Here is an 11,797-nt window from a genome sequence, read left to right as displayed (position 1 = left end):
AGTTTTTACCAAATAATAAGAGAGGTGTGATTACTATTTTAATTTTCATCAATATTGTAAAAGTAGTGTTGTCTCTGTTCTTTTTAATGACAGGAACGAAAATTATATCCGGGAAAATGGCAGATGAGTTCAAACGATTTGGTTTACCTTCGTTTTTTAATTTCTTAACTGGAGCTTTTGAGATTGTAGGAGCGATTGGAATGTTGATAGGAATCTGGATTCCAGTAATAGCTTTATGGGCAGGATTGTTATTAGCTGGTACGATGCTTGCAGCCGCATTAACTCTAATTGTATTAGCGAGAGATCCCTTTAAGAAAGCAATACCTGCACTTGTTTTGTTTGTCCTTAGTTTAGGGATAAGTTTGTATCACATTTTTTAAACATAACTGAAAACTATTAAACTTTCACTTTATGCGTTCAAGTTACTATCATTATGTGATTATGTTACAAATAGGGGGATTCTCAAATTAGTGCTTGAATAATAATAGCAATACGAATTTAGACATTACGATCATTCGGATCATAATCAGTAAAAGAATGGCAAGAATTTTATATTAAAAATAGGAGTGAGTGAAAATGGCATATTTATTACAAGTTGATTTTCCGTTTGAGGGTCCTTTTGGTGAAGAAATGGAAAAAGGATTTTGGGATTTAGCAAATAGTATTAACGAAGAAGAAGGATTCCACTGGAAAATATGGACTGAGAATGAAGAAACAAAAGAAGCTGGAGGCATTTATGTATTTGAAGAAAAACAAGATGCTGAAAAATACGCGGAAATGCACAAGAGCAGACTTGAAGCAGCTGGTGTAAAAGATATTAGAGTGAAAATTTTTAACATCAATGAAAAGTTAACGGAACTGAATCGTGGGTATATTAAATAATTTCGAAAGTCGGAGCAAGCGTAAAAAGGAGGGGGATAATCCCCTCTTTTTTAATTCTTAAATTGATGGTGAGGGGGCTCGCATAAAAAATAATCAATTATAAAAGTGATTTTGAACGTAAGGAATTTGTAAGGAAGAGGTAAGAAAAAAGAGATTTTCCTTGTGTAAGATGAAAATGTAAAGAAGAGTGAGAGGAGAAAAATACTATATATTTCTATAAAAAACAAATCAATTAATAAGATTTGTTTGGAGGAAAAGAGACATTACAGATTCAATGTCGTCCTTTTGCAGTGGGGTAAGAAGAAAGCTGTGTGATTAGTTCCAAACAGCAAATAACCATTTATACAATATGAATAGGGGAGAGGAATATTTTGATGAAAAAGCATCGCCAAATTACATGTACAGGTTTAGCCCTTTTAATAACTGGAGGTTCCCTGTTTTATACAACTCCAACCTTAAGTGTAAAAGCGGAGTCCATTCAAAATGTATCTAGTTCGTTACAAACAAGCACCCAAAGAGATCATAATTCCGTCAAAGAGGCAATGCGGGATACATTGAAACTAGGATATCCAGGGATACTTGCTAAAACTTCTGAGAGTGGAAAAACATGGAGTTATGCGGCTGGTGTAGCTGATCTGAGTACTAAGAAACCAATGAAAACAGATTTTCGTTTTCGAATTGGCAGCGTGACAAAGACGTTCACTGCAACAGTTATACTTCAATTAGCAGGAGAAAACCGCTTGAATTTAGACGATTCTATTGAAAAATGGTTGCCTGGTGTCATTCAAGGAAATGGATATGATGATAAACAGATTACTATCCGGCAATTATTGAATCACACAAGTGGTATCGCTAATTACACAAGGTCAAAGGATTTTAATATGATGGATACAAAAAAATCTTATACTGCTGAAGGATTAGTAAAGATGGGAATATCCATGCCTCCAGATTTTGCTCCAGGAAAGAGCTGGTCGTATTCAAATACAGGATATGTATTACTAGGAATTCTTATTGAAAAAGTAACTGGGAACAGCTATGCGGAAGAGATTGAAAATCGAATTATTGAACCACTTGAATTAGCGAATACATTCTTACCTGGAAATTCAAGCGTCATTCCAGGAACCAAGCATGCCCGTGGATATATCCAATTAGACGGAGCAAGTGAGCCAAAAGATGTTACTTATTATAACCCAAGTATGGGGAGCTCGGCCGGAGATATGATTTCTACAGCTGATGATTTAAACAAATTCTTTTCTTATTTACTTGGGGGCAAGTTATTGAAAGAACAGCAACTAAAGCAAATGCTTACAACAGTCCCTACAGGAACAGATGAACTTGGCGATTCCGGGCTTGGAATTTTCAAAATGAAGCTTTCAAACGGTGTATCGATATGGTGGCATGGAGGAACCATTCCTGGCTTTTTAACTTTTGCTGGAGGCACACTTGGAGGCAAGCATACATTGGCAGTCAATTTGAACAGCCTTAAAGCTGATACTCCTGATCCTTTTAAAAATATTTTACTTGCTGAATTTAGCAAGTAGTCTAAAAGTAAAAACGGGTAAAATTTATCATAGTTTCATAGTTACACAAATGAATGATGAAAACGATCAATTATTTAAGGAGGTAATTTCGTGATGAAAAATAAGCTAACTGGTGTGTTAGCCACTGCATTAGCGGTAACTATGATTCTACCAACAGGAGCGAAAGCATTTTCTGAAAGTAAGACTACTGTTGTAACTGGTGAAGAAGTAGTTAGTCAGGAACTGAAGAAGATTGCAGCAGAGAAGGCGGAGCTACTTACGAAGTCACATGGGGCAGCTAGCGTGCAGTATGCACTAATTGATAATGGAAAACTTATTTTGTCGGGTCAGGCTGGCAAGAACGATATGGAAGGGGAAAAGCCGCTAACCAAAGATACTTTATACGGGATTGGTTCAGTTAGTAAAATGTATGCAACAGCGGCTGTAATGAAATTGGTCGATGAAGGAAAAGTCGATTTGGATGCTCCTGTTGTCCGCTATGTTCCTGATTTTAAGATGAAAGACGGTCGATACAAACGTATTACACCGCGTATGTTATTGAATCACTCCTCTGGATTGCAAGGTTCTACGTTAGGTAATGCATTTTTATTTAACGATAATGATACCTATGCCCATGATACCTTGTTACAGCAATTGTCAAATCAAAACTTGAAGGCGGATCCTGGTGCTTTCTCGGTATACTGTAACGATGGTTTTACGCTGGCCGAAATTTTGGTGGAAAGAGTTAGTGGTATGAGCTTTACTGAATTTCTACATCAAAACTTTACAGGGCCTTTAAAAATGAATCATACGAAAACGCCGCAGGACAAATGGAGGGATGAAAATCGGGCTGGACTATATTACCCGGCGTACCAAGGGCAACTTCCAATTGAATCGGTGAATGTTATTGGTACGGGAGGTATATCTTCCACGGCAGAAGATATGGTGCGATTCTCACAACTATTTATGGGACAGGGAAAAGGAATCCTCTCTGATAAGGTAGTTAAGGCAATGGAGCAAGAGGAATATAAAAAAGGAATGTGGCCGGGGGCTGGCGAGAATATTTTTAACTATGGTCTTGGCTGGGATAGTGTGAAACTATACCCATTCAGTGAATATGGGATCAAAGCTTTGGCTAAGGGCGGCGATACGGCATTGCAACATGCTATATTAGTCGTGCTTCCGGAACAGAAAATAGCAGCGGCTGTATTGACATCTGGTGGACGGAGCTCTACAAATCAACTAATGGCAACTGAATTGCTGCTCGCTACGCTTAAAGAAAAAGGTACTATTAAAGAAATCAAGCCGAACAAATCCTTTGGTAAGCCGGTCAAAGTCAAAATGCCTCAAGGCGTAGCAAAGAAAGCAGGATTTTATGGCAATAGCGAAACTCATTTCAAAATTGAAATTACGAATAACGGAGAACTGTTCTTACCATCTAATCCAGAAGAAAAATATGTATATACTACTGATGGAAGCTTTATTAATGAGGGAGGTACTTCCAAGCTCAACTTCGTAACCGAGAAGAATGGAAGAACTTATTTGAAGGAGAGCGCATATAAATCGCATCCAGGTTTAGGGCAAAGTGTGATGACCCACTATTTAGCTGAGAAACTAGAAGACAACGTGCTATCGAAGAAAACCGCTGCTGCATGGGCAAAGAGGGAAGGTGTCAAGTTCTATCTTGTAAACGAGAAATTTAGTTCTATTCAATATCTCGTTCAACCGAAACTTCTTAGTACACAAATTACTCGCAAGGAAGGCCCAGCAGGTTATTGGGGGGGCAGAAAAATTACAGGTCCGAATACCGCAACGCATCAGCTCCAAATTCCCGTAATGAATGGCCGTGATACAACGGAAACACACTTCTATACAGAAGGTGGAAATGAATATATGAAGATGGCTGGGTTGTTATACGTAAGTGAATCAAATGTAAAACCAATTGATATAGGCCAATCATCCCAAGTTACGCTGGGAGCAAATGGACATGCGAAATGGTTTACAATTCCGCAAGCGGCAGCAGAGAAAAGAATGACCGTGACGTTGCCACCAAAGGGTTCGTTTGCGGTGTATGATGAGAAGGGAGTTTGTGTCAACTTTAGCATCTTGAGTGGCAATAACAAGGCGAAACTGCCGAAGAACGGAACAATCGTATTCGCTGGGGCACCGAAATCGGAATTTGCAATCTCGGTGAACTAGCTACAATTTAAGATGATCTAAACAAAACCAGTACGGCACAGAAAAGATGTATTACTGGTTTTGTTTGTATTTATGCATTATCAATGAAAAAACTTGAATAATATCACGCTCAAGCGCTATAAAAACATCAAAACTAGAAAATTAGTATCTCTAGAAGATGTACAGTTTTTTGGGAGTTGAATAATTTTAACAGCGTAGAGAGATTAAATTTCTACTCTTTTTCTTCTTAATTGGGGTACGACCTCATACCCATCAAGCTAACCAAGTAAATTACTAGATACGAAATGATCTTTGTTTCAAAACTAGCAAGTGATAAAAAATTAGGCATGCTAAAGAAGCCTATTAAAACGTAATTTTTTCGCTAGGCAGCTTGTCTTTGCTTCACCGTCGTTTTATACACAATCCCTAGAATATCAAAGACCGTCATCTTCTTATACCTATGACATTTACGACCGTTTTTTTGAGCAGCTGATAAAGGGGATGCAGAATTTTTAAAAGTTTTTCTGTGCCAACGGCTATCGCTTGAAACAGTAAAGGAAAGTAATCTTTAATCATATAAATCGCTTTGTATTCACTCAGCTCCTGTTTTTTCTTTTCAAGTAGAAACTGTCGCATTTGAAATATCGTAGAAGAACAGAGGAGAATGCCGATGAGCTGTCCATATAAATGGCACTCTAGGCGTTCTCTTTTTATATTTTTACATTCATCAATTCCAAAGAATGACTTCCACGTTTTAAACAAAATTTCAATCTGCCAACGAAGTGAATATAATGAATGCACGTAGTTCGTCGGTACTTCTTCTAGCGACGTGTTCGTGATATATACATTCATGCCCATTAAACGTTTACTTTTATCCTTCATGATAATGCCTTTCTTCTTTTCACGTATAGCCTGGTTTTTCAGACGTGTTTGCGTTTGATCATCGGTTAAACGATGGATAATAACAGGTGCTGGAAGTTTCTGATTTTGGCCAATGTATGCCTCGGGGATTTCTATCGTTTCACCAGGGATTAGACCAGACATCATTTGTGTCATATCAAGCTGGATGTATTCTGTTTGCTTTTTTAATGTACCATTGTTGAAGTATTCTGGTTCAGGGTTCTTGATATAAATGCGTGTATTCAACATATAGATACAAAGTTAGCGTGAATTTCTTTAGTTGGTCACTTAGCCATAAACTAGGTATAGAAATTCCAAAATACCTGTAATTGCTATTCGTCTAATGAATATTTTGCCTAACCATTTTTCAGATAAAATAGGTCCAAGTGGGTATGTGATAGGCCACATTGTGTTTATATTCGTCTAATTAAACAACCCTATTTCTTCTGTAAGCTACCTCTGCTAAAAAATGATACCTCCCTCATAAACAGAAAATACTTTTTATGAGGAGTATTTATTCAATTTAAGTTTATAAAAATTGAATGAAGGCGATGCAAGTACTCACTTATTTAGAATAAGAGTAAAGATGATGCTTTATTTGTTCAATAAAATATTGATGGTGTATATTATCGTTAGATACTCGACTTGCCATAATAGCTCCCTCCATTGAAGATGCAAGAAAAGAAGCGAGCGATATAATGTCTATATCTTCTTTAAGTTCTTGTTTCTCTATTCCTTCCTTTATGAGAGAGGCCATTAACATTACTGTATCATCATAGCCTTTTGCCGCTGCTTTTTGTAATTCTGGAAATACTCCAGTACTTTCAATTGCGCTATTAAGTAATGGACAGCCTCCAGCAATTGGAGGATTATTAGCTGCATCTTGATATATAAGGAAAATTGCAAGGATTTTATCGATTGCTGTCTTTTTATTTTCCATTTCTTTATGAAAATGCCCCCACATAATCTCACCACTTTTGTCGTAGGCAGCAAGCACAATTTCTTCTTTATTTTTGAATCTACGATAAATAGCTCCTTTAGATAGTTCAGTAGCTGTCATTATATCCTGAATGGATGTGTAAGTTATCCCATTAGTATTAAATAAATATAAAGATGTTTCAATGATCTTTTCTTTTACCTTATCGACTTTAGTCATGCTTTGTGGTCCTCCTAATAAAAAGAACTTAATATTTAGGGTGATTTTCACTATAATTTTTTTGAATTTTTATTGTAAGTATAAATAAGTTTGAAGCAAAATTGATCATATCAATCCCTATCTTATAGGAACCTAAAACAATACAGTTTGAGATTCATTAAATTATATATTCTTTATCATATGAAAGGATTTTCTGTCAATAATAATTGACCAGTTGGTTAATTCAGTCATGTTATACAACTAATTTCACCTAAAATCATAGAAAAAGTAAAAATATATAGTTAATTTTAATGTATAGACATTTAACTATTATATATAATTTTTATTAATATGTTTATCTAAAGTGAGCGAGCTACTCACACCTTCATTTCATTCTATAAAAGAGTAATCAGTAATCATTAATAATTACTGGAATTTGATTGTAAATAAGCAACTGAGATATAATTACATTTAGTTTTTACTATGTTAATAATTTGTAGAAAGGGTTTAAAAAACTAGAAACTTATAGTATCATTAGAATCCGAACCGAACCGTTCGGTTCGAGGAATTATTTATATATATATTAAAATGGAGGATATTTAATGAAAAAATTATTTGAAAAGTCACCAGCCGGTGTAATACTTAGCTTTTTTGCAGTAATTATGGTACTTACAATCGTAGTAGATTCAGTTTTCTCGATTATATTTACTGATGATAATGTAGCGCAATTAGTAGCGCGTTTTGTTCTAATTGTAATTATGTTGCTAGTTAATGTGACAGTATTCAAACTGAAATTTGGAAATATGATGAATCGAATTGGATTAGGCCTTCTGTTATTACTTCCAGGATTAAGTTATGTTGTACTAAATTTAATAGGTGTTGAATTTGATAATTTAATGAAAGCAAGTATGCAAGCTTATCTAATAGCGGTAGTATCTACAATTGCTGCTGTTTCATATGAAGAGATTCTATTACGTGGGTTTCTATTAAATGGATTGTTAAAAGCTTGGAGCCAGAAAAAGAACGGTATTTTGTTAGCTGTTATATGGTCAAGTGTGCTCTTCTCATTAGTGCATGCTATAAACTTACTTTCTGGCGCACCTTTAGATGCAACTTTATTACAGCTTATTTATACAACAGCAATGGGCTTCCTCTTCGCGGCTGTGTATTTAAGAACAAACAATCTATTAATACCAATTATCGGTCACTTCGTGATAAATTTCAGTGGTGTATTACAAGATATGGGCATCGATCCAGAGAAAGTTACGGGTCATGTTAGCGCAGGAGATGATGTTAGAAAGGCTCTTATTGCTATTGCGGTGGCATCAGGCATCGTTTTTGTATTTGCGATGATTTATTTACGCAAGAAGAAACTTGCTGAAGTTAATGATTTAAACTTAAATATAAAGTAAGATTAGAACCTTTAGTTAATCATAAAGATATTAAAAGTAATTTATACATATAAAACTGAATTTTATATTATAGAAAATAAATAAGACAAGAAAACTGAGAAAATAGTATATAAGCAAAAAAGAATCCATTTTGATTAAAATGGATTCTTTTTTAAATAGAGGTAAAACCCATCGCTATCAAGCTAAGAAAGGTAAATACCCTCAGAACGAAATTTTGTTTTAACTTGTAGCAAAAAAGCTCATTTTTTCGTTTTGGGGTAATTCTGAATTCTTAAGTTGATGGGCATGTGGTACGACCTCAATTAAGAAGGTTTCTTCAATTAATAGAAATGTATGTACATACACATTATATTTTTATTCCATAAATTTTAAAATTTTGTTCACGATAGTTTGAAATTGTAAAAAAAGAAAATATGTGGCACGACATCACTTTGTTTTTATACAGCTTTGTAATTAAACTATAATATTGTATTTTTTCTTCATTATTGAAATTAGTAATAATAAAATGTATTATTGAAAAGCACAATTTATAATTCAAGTAATCAAGCATATGTACCCATAATAATTTGAACATTCAGAAATTATAATATTGTCTAAAAACGAGGTGAGATTCATAGAAACAGTACATATTAAGTGGTATGGCATGTATAGTATAAATGACTTTTATAATAGGGAAGAGGCTTCTAAGAAGGGGATATTTGCAATCTCTAGAGTATATGCTAAGAATGTAACATTGCTCTATATAGGACAAACCAAAAGAAGCTTTATACAAAAGATAAGAGAACTTAATAAAGAGTGGGCTTTTGATGAGAGCGAATTAAAGATTACATTAGGAATAATAGAATTTCCTAGTGGTGAACTTTACTCTGAAAAGAAGGTAAAAGAGATAAAATCTCTTTTGATTTTACGACATACCCCATTAGAAAACGAAACATCTTTATTATACTATAGAGGGAAATTTAATTTTAAAATTATTAATAAGGGAAGAAGAGGTTTAATTGTTAAAAAGCTTTCTACAGGAGATCTAATGTGGACGTAATTGGAATCACCTTTGAATAAAATTGAAGGTTTCTTAAGTGCAGAAGCTTATCAATTTTTAATGTATTAAACTATTTTGAATAACATATGTCAGATACTTGAAAAAACACAAATTTTATTATGATATGAAATCCTGTATGGAAAGTGTAGTTTATTTCTATTGTTTAATAAAAATATTAAGAATTTTAGGGATAATACATAAAGAGTAGAGGAGAAAGTAAACACGGAGGTTTGAAGAATGGGACAAGTAAGCAGATTTCAAGAAAAACAACAGAATCGTCGTCAAAAGGCAATTTTTAATATTGCATTTACTTTGGTATTAGTGACAGTTGGTATAGTGACATACCAATTGTTTACCCCTTCTAATACATCAACGAAAGCAATTGCTCAAGAAAAGAAAGTAACAAAGATAGAAGAGAAGAAAACTGAAGATAAAGAAACAGCAAAGATAGAAGAGAAGAAAACTGAAGATAAAGAAACAGCAAAGATAGAAGAGAAGAAAACTGAAGATAAAGAAGCAACAAAGTTAGAAGAGAAGAAAACTAAAGATAAAGAAATAGCAAAGATAGAAGAAAAGAAAAGCGAAGATAAAGAAGCAGCACAGTTAGAAGGGAAACAAAAAGTAGAAAAATCGGTAAAAACGAACGGAACTGAAAATAAAGAGGAAGAAAAAACGGTATCTCAAGAAAAGGATCCTCAAACTAATCCTTCATGGAAGCCAATTGGTACAGAGCAAGGAGCAAAACCTGATATGAAATTTAAAGAAGGAACAGTAGATTGGAGTGAGATGAAAAAAGCAATCTCTTATGCTGTTGATGTTCCAGAGAGCCAATTGATTTTCGATTTTATTGGAAATAATGGTAATAATAAAGCCTACGGTAATGTACGAGATAAACAAAGTAATAAAAAATATAAGGTTAATATTGATTGGGTAGAGAATCAAGGGTGGAAACCAGCATCTGTACAAGTGGTAAAATAAATAATAGAAATGTAATTATATGTTTAAAAGGACAGTAGTATTAGGCACTCATGGAGCTGTAATGACTTTGATGTTGTATGAACTTAGCTTGATAGCGATGGGGTACCGCCAACAAGACGCGAATTTTGCACGCTAAGCAAAAAAATAATAAGCTGTCCACATGGACAGCTTATTTACATAATTCTTGTTATTGGAAGTCGTTTTGAAATTCTATATGTTTACTTTTTTCTTGTTCTTACGAATAAACCACAACACCACAGTTAAAAATAATAAAAAACTCAGTAAAAAGAGCGGTATTTTTTGAATAAAGAAAAATCCTTTCCAAAAATCTAACCTAGTACTATCAGGAGAATCTGTTGCCATCCCACCTATAAAAAAAGACAACGGAATAGTAAGTATATTTATCCCTAAACCGATCATTACGAATGATAGATTTTTACTCCAGATTTTTGGTAATGCAGCCATAATAAATAAAACTAATGCAGTACCAATTATAAGAAACAGTACTCCAAAATAAAATGCAAAATATAAAATAATTCCCATAATCCCCCTCCAAGACTTTAATTGTACCATCAATAAGGGCAATTTTGGATGAATATGATATTCGTATATAGTTAACACAACGCCCCATTATCGGTAGTAAATAATTTCATAGAATCCTTGTATGTACAGGGGGTCTTGTTTTTTGGTCTATGTATCTCTTATATAGGATTTTATACATCATTGATGTAGCGGGGATATGAGGGAGCCTCGCTTTTCTTTTTTTGCATAAAATTTTGTATGAAAACAGTTGAGTTATAATGCTTTATGCTGAAAAATAAAAACTTTTCTTTGAATTTGAAAAAGAAGGTGTTACCTTGTCAAGTGTTGAAGAAAATGAGATAGCAACTGTTGCTACAGATAGTGTAACGGATACAGAACACGAACTTCATCACATGAGGGTCATCCGAAATCGGTACTTGGGTTAATCGTCAGCTGAGATCTTTGGAATTGAACCGACGGGTAACTTTAACAAAATAAGGAGTACAATTAAACAGCCTAAAATATGCAAGTTTTTATGCGAAACTGCTTGCGTATTTTGGCTATTTTTGCATTCGTAAAAGTGCTATAAGTAAACAGCATTTTTAAATTGCCAAATACCCCCATGAGATCAATGGGACTTATATTCCACTTCTTTATCAGAATTATATTAAGAAGTGGAAATAGTATAAGTACCCAAAAAACGATAATAAAAACTGTATTCATCAGTTTCTACTCCTTATGTGAATCATAAAGTTATTATCCCGTTTATTGTGGGCTGACTAAAGTTTCACTTTATCTCTCCGTCTCAAAAAACTCAATCCACTCCCCATCAGGACCAGCGAAGAATATGTAACGTGTTCCATCTGGTAATGTTTCGATTTCTTCTCCTAGTAAAAAGGTTACGCCGTGTTTTTGTATTCTTTCAATTTCATCCTCTAATGAATCTACCTTAAAGCAAATGTGATGTACTTTTCCTTCTGCCGGAAGAGAAGAGTTATAACCTTCAATGAGTTCGAGTATCGTTTCCTTCGATTCTTCCACACCTAAAAAAGCGAGTTTTAAGTCTGGGTTCGGGTGCCCCATACGTTTAAGGAGCTGTAAGCCGACTACTTCTTCATAAAATGAGATAGATGCTTCTAAGTTTGCAACCATAAGTCCAACGTGTTCTATTCTTCTAACTGGCATGTAGATTCCTTCTTTCTGAAAATTATATACAATATATTATTGAAAA

Annotated in this window: 10 protein-coding genes and 1 pseudogene; 7 read left to right on the top strand and 4 right to left on the bottom strand. The window is 34.3% G+C overall.

Annotated elements, in window-relative coordinates; all coding sequences use genetic code 11:
- Window positions 1-29: 29 nt before the first annotated feature.
- The 4 genes from ACTL4X_RS15760 (at window position 30) to ACTL4X_RS15745 (ending at window position 4,601) form a co-directional block, all read left to right on the top strand.
- On the top strand, window positions 30-380 hold the full coding sequence (locus ACTL4X_RS15760) for a DoxX family protein (protein WP_074555409.1): 351 nt from the start codon (window positions 30-32) through the stop codon (window positions 378-380).
- A gap of 196 nt (window positions 381-576) precedes the next feature.
- On the top strand, window positions 577-882 hold the full coding sequence (locus ACTL4X_RS15755) for a monooxygenase (protein WP_000323767.1): 306 nt from the start codon (window positions 577-579) through the stop codon (window positions 880-882).
- 374 nt (window positions 883-1,256) lie between these two features.
- Complete coding sequence (locus tag ACTL4X_RS15750) at window positions 1,257-2,423, top strand: serine hydrolase domain-containing protein (RefSeq protein ID WP_441394919.1); 1,167 nt, start codon at window positions 1,257-1,259, stop codon at window positions 2,421-2,423.
- A gap of 93 nt (window positions 2,424-2,516) precedes the next feature.
- Window positions 2,517-4,601, top strand: coding sequence for a serine hydrolase domain-containing protein (locus tag ACTL4X_RS15745; RefSeq protein ID WP_086400854.1), 2,085 nt, complete (start codon window positions 2,517-2,519; stop codon window positions 4,599-4,601).
- 361 nt (window positions 4,602-4,962) lie between these two features.
- Here ACTL4X_RS15745 and ACTL4X_RS15740 read toward each other — a convergent pair.
- Window positions 4,963-5,726 (bottom strand): annotated as a pseudogene (locus tag ACTL4X_RS15740) (transposase); the annotation flags it as partial.
- Window positions 5,727-6,045: 319 nt separating this feature from the next.
- Window positions 6,046-6,636, bottom strand: a complete 591-nt coding sequence (locus ACTL4X_RS15735) for a TetR/AcrR family transcriptional regulator (protein ID WP_000169655.1) — start codon at window positions 6,634-6,636, stop codon at window positions 6,046-6,048.
- Window positions 6,637-7,217: 581 nt separating this feature from the next.
- On the opposite strand from ACTL4X_RS15735, the gene ACTL4X_RS15730 reads away from it, so the two are divergent.
- The 3 genes from ACTL4X_RS15730 (at window position 7,218) to ACTL4X_RS15720 (ending at window position 10,044) form a co-directional block, all read left to right on the top strand.
- Window positions 7,218-8,027: a CPBP family intramembrane glutamic endopeptidase gene (locus tag ACTL4X_RS15730; RefSeq protein ID WP_069358102.1), complete on the top strand. Its 810-nt coding sequence runs from the start codon at window positions 7,218-7,220 to the stop codon at window positions 8,025-8,027.
- A 604-nt stretch (window positions 8,028-8,631) separates the two neighbouring features.
- The gene (locus ACTL4X_RS15725; RefSeq protein WP_002164503.1) at window positions 8,632-9,066 is read left to right on the top strand and encodes a hypothetical protein; all 435 of its coding nucleotides are present in this window, start codon (window positions 8,632-8,634) and stop codon (window positions 9,064-9,066) included.
- A gap of 237 nt (window positions 9,067-9,303) precedes the next feature.
- The gene (locus ACTL4X_RS15720; protein WP_000532032.1) at window positions 9,304-10,044 is read left to right on the top strand and encodes a YrrS family protein; all 741 of its coding nucleotides are present in this window, start codon (window positions 9,304-9,306) and stop codon (window positions 10,042-10,044) included.
- Window positions 10,045-10,254: 210 nt separating this feature from the next.
- On the opposite strand, the gene ACTL4X_RS15715 is transcribed toward ACTL4X_RS15720, so the two are convergent.
- The gene (locus tag ACTL4X_RS15715; protein WP_000511402.1) at window positions 10,255-10,587 is read right to left on the bottom strand and encodes a hypothetical protein; all 333 of its coding nucleotides are present in this window, start codon (window positions 10,585-10,587) and stop codon (window positions 10,255-10,257) included.
- Between the two features lie 771 nt (window positions 10,588-11,358).
- Window positions 11,359-11,751, bottom strand: a complete 393-nt coding sequence (locus ACTL4X_RS15710) for a VOC family protein (protein WP_001145268.1) — start codon at window positions 11,749-11,751, stop codon at window positions 11,359-11,361.
- Window positions 11,752-11,797: the final 46 nt, after the last annotated feature.

It is taken from the genome of Bacillus sp. RE35 (genome assembly GCF_052146655.1).
In the GTDB taxonomy this organism is placed as follows: Bacteria; Bacillota; Bacilli; order Bacillales; family Bacillaceae_G; genus Bacillus_A; species Bacillus_A cereus.
This window is presented reverse-complemented; position numbering and strand designations above follow the sequence as displayed.

What these genes read in the sequence shown, in the direction of transcription:
- ACTL4X_RS15755 (WP_000323767.1), top strand. Translation starts at nt 577, where the DNA reads ATGGCATATTTATTACAAGTTGATTTTCCGTTTGAGGGTCCTTTTGGT.
- ACTL4X_RS15750 (WP_441394919.1), top strand. Translation starts at nt 1,257, where the DNA reads ATGAAAAAGCATCGCCAAATTACATGTACAGGTTTAGCCCTTTTAATA.
- ACTL4X_RS15745 (WP_086400854.1), top strand. Translation starts at nt 2,517, where the DNA reads ATGAAAAATAAGCTAACTGGTGTGTTAGCCACTGCATTAGCGGTAACT.
- ACTL4X_RS15735 (WP_000169655.1), bottom strand. Translation starts at nt 6,636, where the DNA reads ATGACTAAAGTCGATAAGGTAAAAGAAAAGATCATTGAAACATCTTTA.
- ACTL4X_RS15730 (WP_069358102.1), top strand. Translation starts at nt 7,218, where the DNA reads ATGAAAAAATTATTTGAAAAGTCACCAGCCGGTGTAATACTTAGCTTT.
- ACTL4X_RS15720 (WP_000532032.1), top strand. Translation starts at nt 9,304, where the DNA reads ATGGGACAAGTAAGCAGATTTCAAGAAAAACAACAGAATCGTCGTCAA.
- ACTL4X_RS15715 (WP_000511402.1), bottom strand. Translation starts at nt 10,587, where the DNA reads ATGGGAATTATTTTATATTTTGCATTTTATTTTGGAGTACTGTTTCTT.
- ACTL4X_RS15710 (WP_001145268.1), bottom strand. Translation starts at nt 11,751, where the DNA reads ATGCCAGTTAGAAGAATAGAACACGTTGGACTTATGGTTGCAAACTTA.